The organism is Faecalicoccus sp. (assembly GCF_036552745.1).
Lineage (GTDB): Bacteria > Bacillota_I > Bacilli_A > Erysipelotrichales > Erysipelotrichaceae > Faecalicoccus.
The window spans coordinates 14,524-33,492 of sequence record NZ_JAXKBY010000179.1; the positions used below are offsets into that span (position 1 = coordinate 14,524).

At 40.9% G+C, this 18,969-nt stretch carries 19 protein-coding genes; 1 reads left to right on the forward strand and 18 read right to left on the reverse strand.

Annotated features, from left to right (window positions below; translation table 11 throughout):
* Window positions 1-21 precede the first annotated feature (21 nt).
* The 9 genes from U0M88_RS08550 to mraZ all read right to left on the reverse strand — a co-directional run bounded on the left by U0M88_RS08550 (window position 22) and on the right by mraZ (window position 9,773).
* Window positions 22-2,187 (reverse strand): glycosyltransferase, encoded by a 2,166-nt coding sequence (locus tag U0M88_RS08550; RefSeq protein ID WP_331869554.1) that lies wholly within the window; start codon window positions 2,185-2,187, stop codon window positions 22-24.
* A 59-nt stretch (window positions 2,188-2,246) separates the two neighbouring features.
* Window positions 2,247-2,900 carry an acyltransferase gene (locus U0M88_RS08555; RefSeq protein WP_117445652.1) on the reverse strand — a complete coding sequence of 218 codons (654 nt, stop codon included), beginning with the start codon at window positions 2,898-2,900 and terminating at the stop codon, window positions 2,247-2,249.
* A gap of 54 nt (window positions 2,901-2,954) precedes the next feature.
* Complete coding sequence (locus tag U0M88_RS08560) at window positions 2,955-3,389, reverse strand: hypothetical protein (protein WP_331869555.1); 435 nt, start codon at window positions 3,387-3,389, stop codon at window positions 2,955-2,957.
* Window positions 3,389-4,480, reverse strand: a complete 1,092-nt coding sequence (ftsZ, locus tag U0M88_RS08565; RefSeq protein ID WP_022789730.1) for a cell division protein FtsZ — start codon at window positions 4,478-4,480, stop codon at window positions 3,389-3,391. Before ftsZ ends, U0M88_RS08560 begins: the two co-directional genes overlap by 1 nt.
* Before the next feature lie 15 nt (window positions 4,481-4,495).
* Entirely contained in the window at window positions 4,496-5,761 is a 1,266-nt protein-coding gene (locus tag U0M88_RS08570; RefSeq protein WP_168965800.1) for a cell division protein FtsA, read from the reverse strand.
* 73 nt (window positions 5,762-5,834) lie between these two features.
* Window positions 5,835-8,075 carry a penicillin-binding protein gene (locus U0M88_RS08575; protein ID WP_331869556.1) on the reverse strand — a complete coding sequence of 747 codons (2,241 nt, stop codon included), beginning with the start codon at window positions 8,073-8,075 and terminating at the stop codon, window positions 5,835-5,837.
* Between the two features lie 19 nt (window positions 8,076-8,094).
* Window positions 8,095-8,412 (reverse strand): hypothetical protein, encoded by a 318-nt coding sequence (locus tag U0M88_RS08580; RefSeq protein WP_022789733.1) that lies wholly within the window; start codon window positions 8,410-8,412, stop codon window positions 8,095-8,097.
* Between the two features lies 1 nt (window position 8,413).
* The gene (rsmH, locus tag U0M88_RS08585; RefSeq protein WP_331869557.1) at window positions 8,414-9,364 is read right to left on the reverse strand and encodes a 16S rRNA (cytosine(1402)-N(4))-methyltransferase RsmH; all 951 of its coding nucleotides are present in this window, start codon (window positions 9,362-9,364) and stop codon (window positions 8,414-8,416) included.
* A complete protein-coding gene (mraZ, locus tag U0M88_RS08590) occupies window positions 9,348-9,773 on the reverse strand; it encodes a division/cell wall cluster transcriptional repressor MraZ (protein ID WP_206198251.1) in 426 nt (141 codons plus the stop codon). The genes rsmH and mraZ overlap by 17 nt, the downstream gene beginning before the upstream one ends.
* A 230-nt stretch (window positions 9,774-10,003) precedes the next feature.
* On the opposite strand from mraZ, the gene U0M88_RS08595 reads away from it, so the two are divergent.
* The gene (locus U0M88_RS08595) at window positions 10,004-11,530 is read left to right on the forward strand and encodes an L-lactate permease (protein ID WP_321035181.1); all 1,527 of its coding nucleotides are present in this window, start codon (window positions 10,004-10,006) and stop codon (window positions 11,528-11,530) included.
* A gap of 39 nt (window positions 11,531-11,569) precedes the next feature.
* On the opposite strand, the gene mscL is transcribed toward U0M88_RS08595, so the two are convergent.
* The 9 genes from mscL to U0M88_RS08640 form a co-directional block, all read right to left on the reverse strand.
* Window positions 11,570-11,983 carry a large conductance mechanosensitive channel protein MscL gene (gene mscL / locus U0M88_RS08600; protein ID WP_331869558.1) on the reverse strand — a complete coding sequence of 138 codons (414 nt, stop codon included), beginning with the start codon at window positions 11,981-11,983 and terminating at the stop codon, window positions 11,570-11,572.
* Between the two features lie 22 nt (window positions 11,984-12,005).
* Window positions 12,006-12,407 carry a hypothetical protein gene (locus tag U0M88_RS08605; protein ID WP_195222061.1) on the reverse strand — a complete coding sequence of 134 codons (402 nt, stop codon included), beginning with the start codon at window positions 12,405-12,407 and terminating at the stop codon, window positions 12,006-12,008.
* Window positions 12,408-12,479: 72 nt separating this feature from the next.
* On the reverse strand, window positions 12,480-12,770 hold the full coding sequence (locus U0M88_RS08610) for an HU family DNA-binding protein (protein ID WP_181965569.1): 291 nt from the start codon (window positions 12,768-12,770) through the stop codon (window positions 12,480-12,482).
* Window positions 12,771-12,909: 139 nt separating this feature from the next.
* The gene (locus tag U0M88_RS08615; protein WP_331869559.1) at window positions 12,910-13,899 is read right to left on the reverse strand and encodes a dipeptidase; all 990 of its coding nucleotides are present in this window, start codon (window positions 13,897-13,899) and stop codon (window positions 12,910-12,912) included.
* Window positions 13,886-14,716, reverse strand: coding sequence for an HAD-IIB family hydrolase (locus U0M88_RS08620; protein ID WP_331869560.1), 831 nt, complete (start codon window positions 14,714-14,716; stop codon window positions 13,886-13,888). The genes U0M88_RS08615 and U0M88_RS08620 overlap by 14 nt, the downstream gene beginning before the upstream one ends.
* A 79-nt stretch (window positions 14,717-14,795) precedes the next feature.
* Window positions 14,796-15,323, reverse strand: a complete 528-nt coding sequence (locus tag U0M88_RS08625) for a DUF4256 domain-containing protein (protein ID WP_320802489.1) — start codon at window positions 15,321-15,323, stop codon at window positions 14,796-14,798.
* 96 nt (window positions 15,324-15,419) lie between these two features.
* Window positions 15,420-16,439, reverse strand: a complete 1,020-nt coding sequence (locus U0M88_RS08630) for a DUF7309 domain-containing protein (protein ID WP_195222058.1) — start codon at window positions 16,437-16,439, stop codon at window positions 15,420-15,422.
* Window positions 16,440-16,513: 74 nt separating this feature from the next.
* The gene (gene eno, locus U0M88_RS08635) at window positions 16,514-17,827 is read right to left on the reverse strand and encodes a phosphopyruvate hydratase (protein ID WP_022789742.1); all 1,314 of its coding nucleotides are present in this window, start codon (window positions 17,825-17,827) and stop codon (window positions 16,514-16,516) included.
* Window positions 17,828-17,893: 66 nt separating this feature from the next.
* Window positions 17,894-18,969, reverse strand: a 1,076-nt coding sequence (locus tag U0M88_RS08640) for a DUF3656 domain-containing protein (RefSeq protein WP_331869561.1), incomplete at its 5' end; no start/stop codon positions are given.

The window sequence follows — 18,969 nt, forward strand, 5'->3', positions numbered from 1 at the left end:
AATAACACAAAAATCCCATATTTATAGGCCATAAAGGCTTAAAATTTGTCGATTTATACAATCCCAATCCCTATTTTGTGCACAAACACATCCATTTTGATATAAATGTTCCCTAAGTTTTTCATCCTGAATCAGTCTTTCAATACAATCGACGGCTTGTGGGATATTGCCTTTTTCATAGATCAAGGCATTATAGCCATCTTTGACATATTCACGATTTCCATCATTATATAAGGCCACGACAAAACCACCGGTGGCCATCATTTCCAATGGTGGATAAGAAAAACTTTCCAAAAGACTTGTCTTGAGCAAAATATCACACTGGCGATATACATCAGCTACTTCTTCATAGGGAATGCGATGGAAAAAGCGATCGATGCGATACCATGATTTCGGTGTCGCATTATAAGACATGTACCAGATTTCAAATCGGTTTGGGTCCAGCTGTTTCACGATTTCAAAGCTTTCATCAACATTTTTATGAGTCGCCTCGCAATCGCCTTCAATCAAAATACGAATCTTGCCTTTCATCTCTCGCTTTGTTGGATAAAACTGTTTCGTGTCAATTCCATTGCAGGCCCATAATGCCTCTTGGTCGAAACGATCTTTTAGCCATGCCTGACACCATTGAGAAATTGTAATGCATTGAAAATCTGCCATCGGGCGATAGCTTTGGTTAGCCTGTTTTTTTAATGGATCGGAAAAGTCATAAAAATCCGTTTCAAAATTCTGTACCAGATAGTATCTTTTTTTGATGGCCAAAATCCCCTGTAACAGCTGCACGGTAGGCCACATCGTGGCAACACCCTGGTCGATATGCCCCTGTAGCTTGGCACTGTTCAACTCTAAAACCGGGAACTCATGATCAAGAAAAGTCGTCCATTTTGCCTGATCATACAATGATAAAACTGATACATCCGCTCCGGCCTTACGTAAAGCCATCATATGTCGAAAGGCAACCATGATGCCGCCGCTGATTTCAACCTTTGTCATCGCAAACATAACAGACGGACTTTGATGCGTTTGTATCCATCTCATCAATGCATTTCCATTATAAATACTAATATAACTTTCTTTACAGCAGGCATATGCCTCATGGGCCAGTTTTTCTCGTTTTTTTGGATCTTCAATAAGTTGAATCAACGCTTCTTTCCATTCCTGAAGATTGGAACAAAGCATACCCGTCTTTTGATCCTGCACCCTTTCTTCAAACGCACCAATACGACTGGCAATCGTGCACGTCTTTACCAAAGCTGCCTCCATCCATTTGATCTCACTTTTAGCTTCATTAAAGATCGTATCGCACAGGGGCGCCAAGTTAATGTCCATCTCGGCAATCTTAGCCGGTAATTCTTTATAGTCCATTAAAGGATGTACTTTGATCTGCGTAGAAAATGGCTGTAATTCTTTTGGATAGTCCAATTCTCCTACAAGATGCAACTCTACAGACTTATAACGTTCTAATATTTCCTGTAAGACCGGCAAAATCATTTTTAGATCGTCATTATGCGTCATGCTGCCGCTAAAATAACCAATCTTGACTTTCGAATTCTCTGGTTTTGTCACTTTTTGCGATAAAGCACATAATTCTAAACTGGCACAGTTACGATTGATAAAAACCGAAGGCACGTATTTTTCCAGCTCTTTTTTTAAACGGGTCGTTGTCGTAATGGCTCCATCACAAAACATCAACATTTTCTTACGGGAAAGTACATCTTCATCATAGCGTAAACGCTCTTCCCGGCTCAAAGCCGATAATGATGGAATCTTATCCGTGTAACAAGTATCAATGACCAGATCATCTACATCATAATAGACTCTTTTATTACATTCTTTTGCTTTTTTGACAAATGCTTCCAGCTCCGATGTATGAATACAGCGAAACAAGATGAAATTGCGATATAAACGCACTTGATCCAAATTGATATTTTTATAGAAAACCTCATCACAGGTCATGCCAAAACATTCCAGTTGTTCTTTTTGATGATCGACCCGATAACGCACAGACTGTCCTAAAAGATCACGGGAGCAGCCATTGATAAACAGCACATCTTTAAAAATCTCTCCCTTGATACTGGCTTCTTTTCTTTGGGCTATAAAATGTTGGGTTCTTTTTTGAACTCCTTTAATCCCCTCTTTTTTTAAGACATCCCCTAGTTTTTTTGTCAATGTTTTGATTTCACGCACGATCTCACCTTCAAACTCTTTTCTTATTTTCCCATAGTCCCGACAAAAAGAAAAGGCCCTTAGGCCTTACTTACGATATGATCTTTATCCTTAAAAATGCTGTTGGAGGGAATCACACCTCGTACACACGATACCGGATAGATCTGTGAGTGCTTTCCGATGATTGTTCCCGGATTCAGCACCGAATTACATCCAACTTCTACATAGTCGCCTAACATAGCACCGACTTTCTTAAGTTCTGTTGGATATTGTTGATCCTTTGTTTTTACGACAACCAGGCTCTTATCGCTCTTGACATTGGATGTGATCGAACCGGCTCCCATATGCGATTTATAGCCTAAGATCGAATCTCCCACATAGTTATAGTGCGGTGTCTGCACATTATCAAATAAAATGACATTTTTTAGCTCTACACTGTTTCCGACAACACAACCGGCTCCGACAAGAGCATTGCCGCGAATGAACGCACCATGACGAACTTCAGTTTCCGGCCCGATGATACAGGGAGAGCCTAAAAAAGCAGTCGGGGCAATCTTTGCAGTTGGATGTACCCAAACCAAAGGCTGGATTTCCTCATAGTCCTTTAAGGTTGGACCTAATCCCAAAATAAAATCATGAATACCCTTTAAAGCTTGCCATGGATATGTGAACTGCTCTAAATAATCCTTGGCCAACGTATGATCTAACGAAAATAATGTTTTGATTTCTACCATTCTTGTCACTCCAATCTAGAATCATTGTAAAAAAAAGCCTGCCGGAAAGGCAAGCTAAGATTTCATTTTTTCTTTTGAGCCGCTGATTTTTCGCAGGGCATCCTGAATAGCTTCCGTAAAAATGGTCGCCAAATCTGTCTCTTCCTGCGGAAATAGGTCTAAATAGATTCGTTCATACTGTAAGGTTTCCGTATCGACCAAACAATACGTTCCGGAAAACGGACGTATGCATACATCCTCGCATTGTAATGAAGTATTGGTCAAGATCCATTCCTTTTGATCCTGCATAAAACGAATCGTACTTTCTGTATAAGAGATATCGTCAAATTCTTTAAAGAAGCGCTCAATCATCTCACTTTTGGTTCTCACATTGGAAATCCAAACGTGATTCAAAGGCGTTTCATTTAAAAGAACACGAAGCTTATAGCGCATATCCCGGGAGAAATCAGATGTCCCAAAGAAAGAATCATCAATATAAATGACAAACATTAGCGGTTAAAGAAGAAATTAGGAATCGTATCGTCCCCGTTTGTTTCCTCAACACTTGTGACAACACCGGCTGTAGCAGGTGCCTGTACAGAAGGCTGTGTGAACAAAGATTCCTTCGGTTTTGATTCACTGCGCTTTTTGGAAACTTTCTTTGGTTCTTCAAATCCTGTAGCAATTACAGTAACGATAATGGCATCTCCCAACTGTTCGTTGATCGCAATACCAAAGATACAATCAACATCACCACCGGCTGCATCCTGAATAACCGCAACGGCATTCTGGGCATCAAACAAAGATACTTTATCGCCACCTGTGATATTGATAATAGCACTTGTAGCACCGTTGATCTGTGCTTCCAATAATGGAGACTGAATGGCTTTTTCAGCTGCGTTAACGGCTTTATCTTCGCCTTCAGCCATACCGATACCAATCAAAGCACGTCCCTGATTCTGCATAACGCTGCGAACATCGGCAAAGTCTAAGTTGACCAAAGCCGGTACGGCGATCAAGTCTGAGATGGTCTGTACACCTTGACGCAATACATTATCGGCTGCCTGGAAGGCTTCTTCGATCGGTTTACGTCCGATGACTTCCAACAAGTTATCATTTGATACGATAATCAAAGAATCTACGTGTTTTTTCAGTTCTTCAATACCTTCAGCAGCATTGTTGGAACGTCTTCTTCCTTCAAATGTAAATGGTTTAGTCACAACGGCAACCGTCAGAGCGCCTTCTTCTTTAGAAATCTTGGCAATTAACGGTGCAGCACCAGTTCCGGTTCCACCACCCATTCCGGCTGTGATGAAAACCATGTCGCTTCCTTTAATTGCTTCACGAATTTCGCTTTCACTCTCTTCAGCTGCCTTACGTCCGAATTCCGGATTTCCTCCGGCACCCAGACCCTTTGTCGTTTCACGACCTAATACGATCTTATTTTGACATGGAGAGTTTTTCATGACCTGCACATCTGTGTTGCAGATATAGAAATCTACTCCCTTTACGCCATCGGCGACCATGCGGTTCACGGCATTGGAGCCTCCACCACCGACACCGAGCACACGAATCGTTGCTACCTGATTGAATTCTGTCATCCTATTTACCTCCATTTATTCTTTTTCCGTTAGAATCGCATTCTTCAATTTTTGTGTAAATCCGCCATCTGCTCCACTTTTGGCACGTTGATTGATCGAATCAATACTGGCTTCCAGTTCGTTGTTGTTGACGCTGATCTTATCATCATGGCGAATCTTGTTGACATATTGCCAGGCATAAGCCATACCTAAGCCACATACAAAGGCTCCATCTCTGGCCCCTATAGTCTGTTCTTCAAATACAGTGGCCGGAGCATTAAAGGCCGAAGGCATCATCGACAATACTCGAATATTGGCACCTTGTCCGGTCAACACATAACGCATGGATTGTACCGACTGACCGGCAATCGGAGCACATGCCTCATTGATATCTGAAATCCAGAGACGAATCTTGGAAAGACATGACTGCGCCAGCTCTTTTAATGTGATTTCTACGCGCATTTCTTCTTTTTGTTCGATGTAACAGATCACATCGCTGGCTTCATCCTGATCCTCTGTAAAGATATTTTGCAGCAGGCGATAACAGATCGCATCACTCAAATGATATTTCTTCTGTAATTCTTCCGTAAATGTTTTATAACCATGTTCCAATGTCGTCGTATTTAATAAGCGTCCATGTTGGAAAAGCGCCAATGTACAATGATCCTGTTCCAGATCAACGACAACGATCGGACGACTCGGATCGGCAATCAAAGCTCCTGTTTCCTGAGCAATCGCATAAGCATCGATACATACATCCAGAATCTGAAGATTGGACTGTTCTACACAACGGGCATAAGCGTACATCGTTTCCTTATCCGCATACAACAAATCCACTTCCATAAAGAAATCATCACATTCTTTGCCAATCGGCATTTTTGTTGTCTGTTCACCATTCACAATATACGATACCTGATTGATGTTGACAAAAACGACTTCCTCACTCAACTGTTTTTCCACGGCTTTATTAAATCCCTGCTGAATATGGAACAATCGAATTGTCTTTGTTCCATCCGGAATCTGCACATGGATCTTTTGAGAACAGCGTTGTACATTGATGCTTGGAATAGCCAAAAGCACTCTTTCTATGCGAAAACCTAATGCACTCTGGGCATTTTTGCAGGCTTCCTGTATAGCTTTGACGACTGCAGCTTCATCTATGATCTTTTGATTTTGAACACCGGAACAGTGCACACGTTCTACGCGCAATACATTGTTTCTGCCTTCAAAGATCTCCAGAACGATTAGGCGTATTTCCTGATCTGCGATTTCTAGAGTCGCATACACTTTTTTCTTACGCATTCGCATTCTCCTTTTATCTGTTTTCAAATCATGTTTAATTATATCAAATTTCTTTTTAGAAGTTTAGTACTATTTACTCCATTGTGACAGAAATTGCCGTATCAATGGATATTGGCGTTTCCGGTTCCGCGCTTTGGGAAGTCACGACTCCATATCCATCGGTTTGAATCTGGATACCGGTCAGTTCCCAGAAAGCTGTAATATCTTTTCTTGTCCAGCCAGTCATATCCGGCATGGTGATCACATTGCCATCGGTCAGCAGGAACACTCGATCCTGACTGCTGATGGTCGATCCCGCTTGTGGATATTGACGTAAGATCGTAGAACCTCCGCCAATATAAACCATCTGACATTTCCAGTTTTCTGTTTTTGATCCCGCATAACTGACGGAATGATTGACTAGGTTTGGCATCGTGTAAGTTTCCCACTTTTCTTCTGCCTGGGTCTTATCGCTTTCTTTGGTTTCACTGCTGACACCATAAGCAATCAAAGCAGCGCGCATGATATCTTGAAACTGCTTGGCGCTGTAGGCTTCATAGTTAGGACCGATCATGCCCCAGTAAACCATGATCTTAGGATCTTCAGCCGGTGCAGCAGCCATGACACTGGACGTATAGTTGACTGTATCGTATTTTCCCTGCTCTACATTATAAATCTCCCCGGTACCTGTTTTGGCAGCCATACTGACACCATCGATCGCAAAACGATCTCCGGACATGCCTTCGTCCAAAACATGCTTCATCATCTCGGTAACTTTGTTTGCGGTTTCCTTTGAAATCGGAGTTCCCTTGGCCTTGGTCGAATATTGTTTTTTGACTTCCCCGGTTTTGGCATCTTCAATGGAATCGACCACATATGGACGTACCATCACACCATCATTAAAGATGGCAGAATACGCCTGCATCAACTGTAAGACCGTGATGGAACTGGACTGTCCAAATCCGGTACGAAGATAATCCATCGGAACATCGATGTTTTTAGTACCTGTCTGCTCACTGATATAAGGAATGCCTGTTTCCTGGAAGAAACCAAAACGATCCAGATATTTACCCAGTGAATCATAATTCATATAATTGGCCAGCAATTCACAAATACCTACGTTACTCGATAATGCCAGACCATCTTCAAAAGTCAGCGTTCCATAATCATTTCCCTGTGCATCGTAAATGGTTGGATAGCCCGTAGCGACACCACTTACACGATTGATTTTATTATTGGCGGCATCATAGCCATATTCAAAACTGCCGGCGCGATACATGGTATTATATGGGAAAGTTCCTGTATCAATAGCCGTTGCATATGTAAAAGGTTTCATAACAGATCCCGGCTCATACACCATAGAGCTGACGGCATCTGTATAAGAAGGAATTTCCTTATGTTCATTTTGGTCATACGTCGGATAACTGGCCCAGGCCAATATCTTACCGGTCTCCACTTCCATAACAACCGCCCAGGCACTGGTGGCCCTGTTATTTTCTATGGTTTCTTCCATAGCTTTTTCAACGACCGATTGTAAAGAACTATCCAATGTCAATACGACATTATCTCCATCTACCGCTTCTTTATATACCGTTGTAGTTCCAGGAAGGATACTTCCATCGACCGTCTGCTGGTATTGCACATGCCCATCTTCTCCGGCAAGGAGATCATTCATGGTCTGTTCCAGCCCCATCTTACCAACGATTTTCTGCTCATCTTCATCATAAGCCGCAAAACCAACCATCGTGCTGGAATATGGTGTCGTCGGATAATAACGATTGGTCGTTTCGATAAAATCAATTCCCGGAAGATCTAAATCTTTTATCTTTTCCATCGTCTCTTCATCCAAACGCTTTGTTCCCGTACCTAATTCTGTTTGGCTCAATCCTTGATCCATCGCTTTTTCAAGGATCTTTTCGACATTAGATTCCTTGGCATCCGGCAAAACTTTACAAAGCTTTTCAGCCGTCTTTTCGGCATCTTTGACATAATCCGGATCGCCATTTTCATCAACGACACTTTCATCCAGATAAGCCACGATGGTCCAGGCATCCACTTCCTGGGCAATGACTTGATGATTACGATCATAGATCGTTCCTCTTTTGGCTTCCACTTCCGTATCCACGATGGAAGAAGAAATCTTTGAATTTAAAACACTTTCCTGTGACCAGATATGTGTTTTCGTGACCATAGTGAAAAGAACATTAGCAATCACTAATGTTCCTATGATACTCATCACTTGAATCATTCGATAAAGCTGGCGGTTACTGCGGCGAACACTTAAACGCTGTGTTCGCTTATCCAGCTTTCTTCTAACTTTACGTTTTATGGCCATTCATATCCATCCTGTTCAACTAGTTATTGATCACATAGACATTGTCCTGATTTTCATTCAGGTCATCGCCAGCTAAGCCTAACATCTTATTCTTATCTTGTAAAGCTGAAATATCTGTCTTCAACGAATGCACTTCGTCTTGTTTTTCAGCTACCTGACTGGCAAGCTTTTGTTCTTCTACAGATAACGTAATATTGTATGAATTCAAGCCGATTTTGGAAAAGCAATAGAAGACGCATGAAAGAGCAAACGCTAAAATAAGCAGCTTCTCCGGACGAAGCTGGCGCAGTTTTCTTCTTTTTCTATTATGCTTCTTTGTTGTACCTTTCTGCACCATTTTAGTTTGCCCCCAATTTTTTCAATCCCCTAAGCTTGGCACTGTGTGATCTGAAATTTTCTTCCAGCTCCTGTCTTGATGCCGTTACCGGTTTTTTTGAAATCAACTCATATTCTAATTTTTCTATCCCTAATTGCGGCAGCCTTCGATCTGCCTTTTTCTGAACAGCTACATCCCGAAACATTCGTTTTACGATCGTATCCTCCAATGAATGAAACGTGATCACGGCCAGTCTTCCACCCGGATTTAATAAACTTATCGCATCCTGCAGTACGATCTCAAGCTGTAAAAGCTCGCGATTGACTTCAATGCGAACCGCCTGAAAGATCTGCTTGGCCGGATGTCCTTTTTTACTTAAAACCTTGGTCGGTAAACAACTTTTGATCACATCCACTAACTGAAACGTCGTATCGATCGGATGTTGCTGACGAGTTTTGACGATCTGTGATGCGATTCGATATGCATTTGGGTCCTGGCCATAATCTCTAAAGATCCTGAACAAGTCTTTTTGATCATAGGTATTGATCACTTTCCTGGCATCCATTTCCTGACTCTGATCCATTCGCATATCAAGTCGTGCATCAAATCGATAGCTGAATCCTCGAGACGGATCGTCAAACTGCGGGCTGGATACCCCCAGATCCATCACGATGCCATCGACACCAAATACACCTTCTTTGGCAAGAACTTCTTTGAGATTTTCAAAAGATGTATGGATACATTTAAAATTATTTGAAACCTTAAGCAGACGTTTTGTACTTTGATCGATTGCTTCCTGATCACAATCCAGACAGTACAAAAATCCCTGTGGACAACGTTTGAGGATCTGTTCACTGTGGCCCCCTCTGCCCAGTGTACAATCCACATAAATGCCATCCTTTTTCACATCGAGCATGTCGATTGTTTCTTTTAACAGTACACTTTGATGTTCCATACTACTCCATAAAGCCATTCAAGGCTTCTGCAGCTTCTTCAAATGAACCGGACTGTTCTTCTTCCAACTGCATCCAACGCTCTTTTGACCAGATCTCCAAATGGTTAGCCATACCTACGATCAGGCATTCTTTTTCCAGTCCTGCCAGTTCAATCAAGGTACGAGGTATCAAAATTCGTCCCTGACTGTCCAGATCTACCTCCGCTGCTTTCGACAACATCATACGCTGAAACATACGCGCATCCTTATTTGTTGATGGCAGCGCCGATAACTTTTGATATACTGTTTCCCATTGCTTGGCAGTATATACATACAAGCAGCCATCCAAACCACGGTTAACGACAACGTGTTCACCAAGATCTTCACGAAATTTTGCAGGCATAATCAATCGCCCCTTACGATCGATGTTATGTGCATACTCCCCCATGAACACGTGCCATCACCCCCACATCTAGACACTTTGTGCTACTTTGTACCACCATGATACATCATTCCCACCATTTTTGCCAACTATTTTTTATAGAAATATAATTATTTACAATACTGTTGAACCTTCAACTTTTTTTCTTGCGTTTTTTTCAAGTTTTCTCTAGATTTCCCCACAGTTTCACGTATAATTGAAACGGTTTATTTGAGATTGATAGGAGAGGTGAAATCTTGGAATTTTTGAATTTTCTTTTAGCCCTTCTTCCCATATTGTGGTTAGTTGTGGCTCTAACCGTTTTTAAATGGCCGACCTTTAAGGCTGCAATTGGCTCCCTTGTCATCAGTGCTATTCTTGCAATCACCAAGTGGCAGATGCCGGTGATGGATATGGCGAGTGCTGCCCTGGAAGGCTTTGCGATGGCTTTGTGGCCGATCATTCTTGTGATCATCGCCGCTGTCTTTACGTACAATTTGACATTGAAGACCGGCGCCATGGAAATCATTAAGCAAATGATTGCTTCGGTCAGCAGCGATAAACGAATTATCGTCTTATTGATTGCCTGGTGCTTTGGTGGATTTATGGAAGGCATGGCCGGTTTTGGAACCGCCATTGCGATTCCTGCCAGCATGCTTGTTGGTTTGGGATTTAATCCTTTGTTTAGCTGTCTTGTCTGTTTGATTGCCAATGGTGTTCCCACACCTTTTGGATCGATCGGTATCCCAACTGTGACATTAGCCAATCTGGTGGGATTGGAAAACACAGCGCTTTCCTTTATGACCAGCTTACAGTTGGCGCCCTTTGTCATTGCCGCTCCATTTTTGATCGTCATGGCAACCGGAAAAGGCCCAAAAGCTTTAAAAGGAATGTTACCGGTAACACTGGCCAGTTCTTTAGGTTTTATCCTTCCACAGCTTGCCGTCAGCTACTTTGTGGGTGCTGAACTGGCCGTTGTCGTAGGAAGTGTATGTTCTTTGGCATTAACGATCCTGTTCGCATCCAAAAAGAAAAGCGATCCGCAATACGAAATGCAGATCGCCAAACAGGAAAACATCACTTTATCAAAGGCTTTGATTGCCTGGTGTCCGTTTATCCTGATCTTTGTATTCTTATTATTAACCAGCAAGATGGTCATGCCAATCAATGAAGCTTTAAGTGTTTTTGCCACACAAACAACGATATACACCGGTGAAAACCCTACGGTGATCTCGTTTTCCTGGATCAATACACCGGGAGTATGGATCTTTATTTCCGCATTGATCGGTGGTCTTATCCAAAAGGCAAGCTTAAAAGACTTCGGCAGAGTATTGGTAGATACGCTTAACCAGATGAAAGAAACGATGATCACCATGTTGTCGGTATTAGCCGTTGCCAAGATCATGGGCTATGCCGGCATGATCAGCGATATATCTTCGTTTGTAATTGCGATTACCGGTTCTTTCTACCCATTCTTTGCCCCTTGGTTTGGTGCTTTGGGAACCTTTGTCACAGGCTCCGGGACCAATTCCGGCGTTCTGTTTGGCCAGGTGCAGTTAGAAGCCGCCCAGGCCTTAAATGCCAACAGCCTTTGGATCGTAGCTTTAAACTCCCTGGGTGTAGCCGTTGGAAAAATGCTCAGCCCACAAAGCCTTGCGATTGCCCTGAGCAGTGTGGATTCCAAAGGACAGGATTCCAAACTGTTATCTATGGTACTTCCATATGGCACTGGCATGATCATACTGATGTCCATTCTTGCCTTCGTCGGCAATATGGTATTATAAAAAAATGTGTATCTCTGAGCTTTCAGGATACACATTTTTTTACGCTTCTAATTGTGAAGTACAATGAGGACAGCGAGTGGCTTCAATACTGATCTCACTTTTACAGTAAGGACACACCTTCGTTGTAGCCGCTTCTTCTATTTCCTCTTCTTTTTTCAATTTAGAGGCTGCTCTGTTCATAGCTTTTACCATACAGAAAACAATCAAAGCCATGATCAGGAAATTGATAATAGCTGTAATAAAACTTCCATATTTAATCGCTACATCGCCAAATTTTAATGAGTAGGCACTGAAATCATATCCACCAAACAATCCAAGGATCGGTGAAATAATATCATTCGATAAACTTGTTACAATTGCAGTAAACGCACCACCAATGATAATACCAATCGCCATATCTAAGACATTTCCACGATTGATAAAATCACGAAACTCTTTCATAAAACTTTTCATATTTTCTCCTTAACATACTTTCTTATTCTACCTTATTCCTAAACAATTTAACAGCATTGTGTACATAATAATACGGTACAATCAATGTTAATGCGTGAATTATAATTTCTATGATGTTTGTAGTATGCATAAAGAACTCTACTAAATTCATCAAAAACAAGATCACGCCTAAAAGAACTGTGAGCAATGAACCTTTTTTTGATTTCACAATGCCAATCAATCCGGCAATAATTTCAAACACATGAATCGCATACAGACCGATGACCTCCATAAAAGCCTGCATAGCCTCTGCATCCTCCATATGGCCTGGATCATCATGTCCTAATAACTGCCAGACAAAAATGATCATACTTATGCCGATCAATACCTCCAAAAAGCCGGCTATTCTTTCAAGCGTAAATCCTGTACCACCGACAAAGTTCAATTTTCTGTCCTCTTTTACCCATCCTAAAAAGAGCTAAGCAAACAAAAAGGCAAAAAATCTTGCCTTTTTAATTTACTTTTGTTTCAAAGCTTCTTTTAATGTCTTGCTGGATTTAAATTTCGCATTACGGCTAGGCTGAATTTCCATCTTTTCCCCAGTGGATGGATTAATGCCTATACGCCCTTTTCTTTCCGTAACAGAAAATCGTCCAAATCCAAAAATATCGATTTCTTTTCCTTCTTTCAATATCGAAGTGATTTCATCAAATACAAACTGAATATAGTCATGAGCTTCTGCTTTTGAAATATCAAATGATTCACTCATTCTCGCTTCCAGTTCTTTTCGATTGATTGTTGCTGACATACTGTTCCTCCTGTGTTTTGCCGACCACTGATAGTTTACTTTAAAAGTCAAATATCGTTCAACTAAAAATACAGAAAAACAGTAAAAATCATAAATTCGTTAAATTAACATACATTATTTTAAATTAATCATTCAACCCTTATAAGATTTCTTTATAAACACGTAATACGTTTTTATAAAATACCTTTTCGATTTCCTCCTGTGTAAAACCATTTTCCGATAAAGCCTGTGCCAATTGATTCATGTAGGAGGCATCCGGTATTTCCAAGTCGGAATGAATTCCATCAAAATCCGTGCCTAATCCGATACAATCAATACCGGCAATCTTTTTGATATGGCAAATATGACGTACCATAGCTTCTATGTGGCTTGGCCCGTTTGGACTTTCGTGTTCTTCTAAAAAGTCCCCACAAAAATTGATGCCCATGACACCACCTCGAGCATGCAAAGCCTGAATCATCTCATCGCTCAGGTTTCGAGCTACCGGACAAATGCTTCTGGCATTGGAATGAGAGGCCACAAAAGGTTTTGTTGTATTTTTTAAAACATCATAAAAACCGGCATCATTTAAATGGCTGACATCAATGATCATGCCCAGACGCTCCATCTCTTGTACATACTGAATCCCAAACCCTGTCAATCCGTGCACTGTATCGATCTGCTGCAAAGGGCTGGCCTGCTTATAGTCCGTAAAATCATCCATGGAAAAGTTTGGATAGCCGATGCCATTGGGATAATTCCATGTCAAGGCAATCATACGAACACCCAAACGATAATAATTTCTAAGCATAGAAAGATCATTAAAGACAACACCGCCATCTTCCAATGTCAACAAAGCAGACAACTTTCCAGCCTTTTCATTTTTCTCAATATCTTCATAACTGAATACCGGTGCGATATATTCTTTATTTTTTTCCATTTCATTCCAGAAGACATCCATCAATCGCATCGTTTGTTGTTCCGGAATGGATAAAACTTTTTGATCGGTAAACAAGGCAAAATTTTGAAGCAGGTAATTTCCCTTCTGCAGTTTTTGAATATCAATGCTTAAATCATTTTGAAACAATCCCTTTTCTGGGTGATTTAAAAGCTCCAAAATTGTATCGCAATGCATATCAACGACTTTCATACGTTTCCTCCAATAATCGATCTAACCAAATCAGGCAGCCATCTTCATAGCAGGAAGGAACGATCATATCGGCCACTTCTTTACATTCTTCTTTGGCATTTTCCAAAGTACATCCCAAAGCGGCCAAACGTATGCTTTCAACATCGCTGTAGCCATCACCAATGGCAGTCACCTGATCCCAGCCTGCATGTAGACTCTTTAACAATTTCTCCAACGCACCTTGTTTAGAAACTTCTTTATGTAGAACATCATACAAAGTCGGTGTACTGCGAATTACTTGAAAATCAGTATTTTTTTCGATTTCTTTTTCAATATCATCAATAACTGCTTCCAGTTCTTCCGGCTTGGCCGCAATGGAGCACTTTACTACATCAGCTTTTAAATATCGTTTAGGATGCATTGTCGTAATATAATCAATATCACAGTTTTTTTGATCCAGTTCAAATCCCATATGCATTTGATTACATATAACCGCATCCGGCTGGGTAAATCCGATTCCGATATTGTGCTTTTTCATTTCTTCCCATAGCCACAAGACTCGGTCCGCATCCATTTTTACACGATCAATTACTTGTTTGGTTTTCATATCATAGACATGCGATCCATTGGAAGAAATCAAATACCCACCAAATTTATCCATACCAATCTGCAACGCTAAAGGATACACACCCTGAAAAACACGGGCGCTGTTTAAGATCACCGTATTCCCCTTTTCCTGCAAGGCAATCATCTTTTCCTGAACAGCTTTTGATACATATAAGCCATCACTGGGTGGCATTAAAGAGCCATCTAAATCACATACGATCCATCGTTTCATACTATCCCTCGCTTCTTGTAGATTCATTATACAAAAAAAGTCACTCTGTGAGAATGACCTTTCAGATACACAAAGAAACCTACTTCGTCTTTAATACGACTTTAGCACGATAGCCACGACTGGAATAACAGGAATCCGCTCCATTGCAGTAGATAAAAGTTCTTCCATAGCGTTTACTGCCAAATAATGCACCACCTTGTTTACGCATCGAATCTTCTGTTTTGATCCAGCTTGATGTCTTCAAATCCAGATCTTCCATCGACTGCAGCCATAAATACTCTGCTTCCGTCAATAAAAGCAGCTTTCTTTCCTGTGCATCTTCCATGACACTGGAAACCGGTGCATTTTGTTTTCTTCTGACTCTGGCTTCTTTGTCATAGCACAAGCTTCTTCTTTGCGGACTCTCCCTGGAAAAGTCACAGATACAAAGCTGGCCCTCCAAAAAGACAACATCGGGTTCTCCCTTTGTTTCCTCCATATAAGAAACAGCTTCTAATATATCTTTGGTCAGCAGATTTTCTACATCTATCCATCTTATAGAAGAATGACGTTGTATATGGGATTCAAAACGTTCTTTTAAAATGCTTTTAATCACTTGCTCGTTCATGATGATCCTCCCTGCTTCTATTGTACCAAGGCCAAATCGTAATCCCTACTCATATACTCCACAAAATGAAAAGACAACTGACTTGCAGTTGCCTGTCTAGATCGTTTGTTGTATGCCTTGATAAATATCATCTAATTCCTGCAGCGGATCGTTGACAATCTCAATATTCAACTGATCGCAAAGATATTCCATACCGATTAAGATACGTGGATTGCGTGCATAGAGTTTTTTAGGAATACCGTAGTTTTCAATGATATGAAAGAAAATAGAAACCACTCTTTCCATTTCATCATGATCCAATGTCAGAACATCGCCTGCCAAAATGCTATCTTCTTTTAAATCATAAGCCAAGACCAACAATGGATTGATTGGACGATCATAGTCCGGATCATCGATTGGAGTAAACAAATAATTCAGATCCATGACCAATTCCATATCCGATCTTTCATATTCTTTAAATTCTCCCAGCACCGAATCCTCCACTTTTACCGTAAGAAAGCGCGGAATCGAATTTGGCAAAGGCAGTGGATATATCGACAAATTAGGTTCTTCACCTTCTTCAACAAAATCCCATTCAGCCATTAAGAGCTCCCCTTTTTCAAAATTAGGAAGCCATTCTTCATCTTCCATGACCATATCCACGGTTTTATTTAAAACTTCCATAATTCTGGTACATTGTATAACTTCATCACGATTTAAATTTACCGGGACATAGCGAGGTTCAAACGAATAAAAATACGGCCAGTCATTAGCACCCTCATATTTCAGTCCTAAATCCTGAATTATTTTTCTCTGGTCCGGTTCCATTTCATTTTTATCCCCATAATAACAAGTCATACAAGTAATATCACCCATGATATAAGTTGTCGGAGCCGAGTATTGGTACGAATCCATGATCATACATAGATCAGAATACCCATCCATCCCGTAATACATCGTTATCCCTGGACAGTTTCCTTGTTTACCCATGATACTGCAGAAATATGGTTCTCTTTTTCCTTCCAGCTGTACTGCAATCAAATCGATATCTTCAAAGATCGTCCATGGCCTTTTTTCCTTTAGCGCATCTGCTTCTTTATATAATTTCTTCCATTGTTCCAGTGTTGCCTGTTGCATAAAAATTCTCCTTGTTTTCTATTATTATGAAGGAAAATCAACAAAAAGAAAAGACCCCTTACGGGGTCAAGATCTTACTTATACAAGTTGTAGAAAGATTTCTTTCCTTTGTACTGAGCAATAGAAGTAGCTCCACGCTGATTCAATTCGTCTTCGATACGCATCAAACGGTTGTATTTAGCGATACGGTCTGTACGAGACAATGAACCAGTCTTAATCTGTCCGGCATTGAATCCAACAGCGATATCAGCAATTGTAGAGTCTTCTGTTTCTCCGGAACGGTGAGATACTACACAAGTGTAGTTATGTTTCTTAGCTAATTCCATAGCATCGAAAGTTTCTGTCAAAGTACCGATCTGGTTAACTTTGATTAAGATCGCATTGGCGATACCTTTTTCGATACCTTCCTGTAAGATAGAAGGGTTTGTAACAAACAAGTCGTCACCAACCAACTGAACTTTGTCACCTAAACGATCAGTCAGTTTCTTCCATCCATCCCAGTCACGTTCACCAAGTCCGTCTTCGATAGAGATGATAGGATATTTTTCGATCCATTCAGCATACATATCGATCATTTCATCACTTGTCTTAGTTCCCTGACCAGATTTCTTCAATTCATACAATCCAGTTTCATGGTTGTGGAATTCGCTGGCGGCAACGTCCATCGCAATGCACATATCTTCACCAGGTTTGTATCCAGCAGCCTGCATAGCTTCTACTAACAATTCAAGTGGTTCTTCGTTTCCATCTTTACAGCTAGGAGCAAATCCACCTTCGTCACCAACGTTCGTGTTGTATCCTTTGTCTTTTAATACTTTCTTCAACGCATGGAATGTTTCAGCAGCCATACGGATTGCTTCTTTTTCAGAAGTTGCACCAACCGGCATGATCATGAATTCCTGGAAGTCAACTGTAGAGTCGGCATGACTACCACCGTTGATTACGTTACACATAGGTACCGGCATAGTCTTCGCATTGAATCCACCGAAGTAGTTATACAATGGCATACCATAGAAATCAGCAGCTGCCAAAGCACAAGCCATAGATACACCTAATGTAGCGTTAGCACCTAAGTTTTTCTTGAATGGAGTTCCATCCAGATCTAACATTGTTTTATCAATCAGAACCTGATCACGGCAATCCATACCGATTACCTTTGGTGCGATAATGTTGTTTACGTTGTTTACAGCTTTTGTTGTTCCTTTTCCTAAGTAACGAGTTTTGTCACCGTCACGTAATTCTAATGCTTCTCTTTCTCCTGTACTTGCTCCACTTGGAACCATGGCACGTCCATAAGCACCAGATTCAGTAGTTACTTCTACTTCTACTGTTGGGTTACCACGAGAGTCTAATACTTCACGAGCATATACATCAACAATAATAGGCATATATTAAGTTCCTCCTTTGCCTTAAGCTACAAAAATAATACCACTTTAGCGCTTTAGATTCAATATCTACTCCTGTACTCCAGCCTGAAATTCCTTGAGAATTTTTGCTTTTTTTAGTGCATCTTCCCGTAAGAAGAACAAGTGAAAATTCTGTATGCCAAGCTGCTTATAGTACGCTATTTTATCCAAGTCATTCCATGCTTCTTTTTCAAAAATGCACATATGACATTTCGCATCCCCTTCCAGCAGATACTCCTTTTGATCCTTTCCCTTTAGATAAAAAGAATGCCTATGACATAAAGCACAATTCTTTCTTTGTCCATCTTTTAAGGCCGTATTGACAACACAATGATTCATGATCATCAGCCTTCTTTTTCCATAAAGATATACCATGACCGGGGCCTCAAAGCCGTATCGTTCTTTAAAACCTGTAAGCATGGCCTGTATATCCTTATCTTTACATTCCAAAGAAAGCTCGATGCAGGAAAATCCCAACCGCAATAAACACGCGATCGCATAAGAGTTTGTGACATTGTATCGCAGATCTGCCAAGCCTTCCATCGAAGAATGAATCTTCTCTTGTATCCAGTACCTTTCCACAATTTTTTGCGGTTCTATTTTCACATCGTATGTTTTTTCTATGATAGGATTAGCCTTTGTCTTTTCTTCATAAAAAGCATCGATAGCCTGATTGCGGATATGATTGAGCGCACCTAGCGGAAAAAAGAAAGGGACATCCAACGCAAAACGAAACGATTGAATTTCTATAAAGCTGTCTTTTGTCTTTGAAAACTGGCGTTTTAAAACCTCTTCGTCACAAGGTCTGTTTTTGGCAACATCAGCCAGCTCTTCACTAATCCAAGTCACACAATGACCGTTTTCAGACAAAGTGCATTCCAACGGATATCCGGGCCCTTTACATGCCAAATGACAAGACACTGCTACTTTTCGCTGTTTCTTTTCAATAGTTTGATCAATTTCCTTTTGAAGCGTTGTATCGATCGTCTTTATCAACTTTGTTTGTGCAGGAAGTCGATCCTTCATATTGATTTCTACAATTTGACCTGCTTTTGCCTGCGCAATCAGCTTTCCCTGCGTGTCATAGAGATAATTCAAGCGAAAGCCTATCGAGCCTGTCTTCC

Bases quoted from the DNA above. Each gene is read 5' to 3' on its own strand.
- U0M88_RS08555 (WP_117445652.1), bottom strand. From the start codon at position 2,900: ATGGTAGAAATCAAAACATTATTTTCGTTAGATCATACGTTGGCCAAG.
- U0M88_RS08560 (WP_331869555.1), bottom strand. From the start codon at position 3,389: ATGTTTGTCATTTATATTGATGATTCTTTCTTTGGGACATCTGATTTC.
- ftsZ (WP_022789730.1), bottom strand. From the start codon at position 4,480: ATGACAGAATTCAATCAGGTAGCAACGATTCGTGTGCTCGGTGTCGGT.
- U0M88_RS08570 (WP_168965800.1), bottom strand. From the start codon at position 5,761: ATGCGTAAGAAAAAAGTGTATGCGACTCTAGAAATCGCAGATCAGGAA.
- U0M88_RS08575 (WP_331869556.1), bottom strand. From the start codon at position 8,075: ATGGCCATAAAACGTAAAGTTAGAAGAAAGCTGGATAAGCGAACACAG.
- U0M88_RS08580 (WP_022789733.1), bottom strand. From the start codon at position 8,412: ATGGTGCAGAAAGGTACAACAAAGAAGCATAATAGAAAAAGAAGAAAA.
- rsmH (WP_331869557.1), bottom strand. From the start codon at position 9,364: ATGGCTTTATGGAGTAGTATGGAACATCAAAGTGTACTGTTAAAAGAA.
- mraZ (WP_206198251.1), bottom strand. From the start codon at position 9,773: ATGGGGGAGTATGCACATAACATCGATCGTAAGGGGCGATTGATTATG.
- mscL (WP_331869558.1), bottom strand. From the start codon at position 11,983: ATGAAAAGTTTTATGAAAGAGTTTCGTGATTTTATCAATCGTGGAAAT.
- U0M88_RS08610 (WP_181965569.1), bottom strand. From the start codon at position 12,770: ATGTCAGCAACAATCAATCGAAAAGAACTGGAAGCGAGAATGAGTGAA.
- U0M88_RS08615 (WP_331869559.1), bottom strand. From the start codon at position 13,899: ATGAAAGTCGTTGATATGCATTGCGATACAATTTTGGAGCTTTTAAAT.
- U0M88_RS08620 (WP_331869560.1), bottom strand. From the start codon at position 14,716: ATGAAACGATGGATCGTATGTGATTTAGATGGCTCTTTAATGCCACCC.
- U0M88_RS08625 (WP_320802489.1), bottom strand. From the start codon at position 15,323: ATGAACGAGCAAGTGATTAAAAGCATTTTAAAAGAACGTTTTGAATCC.
- U0M88_RS08630 (WP_195222058.1), bottom strand. From the start codon at position 16,439: ATGCAACAGGCAACACTGGAACAATGGAAGAAATTATATAAAGAAGCA.
- eno (WP_022789742.1), bottom strand. From the start codon at position 17,827: ATGCCTATTATTGTTGATGTATATGCTCGTGAAGTATTAGACTCTCGT.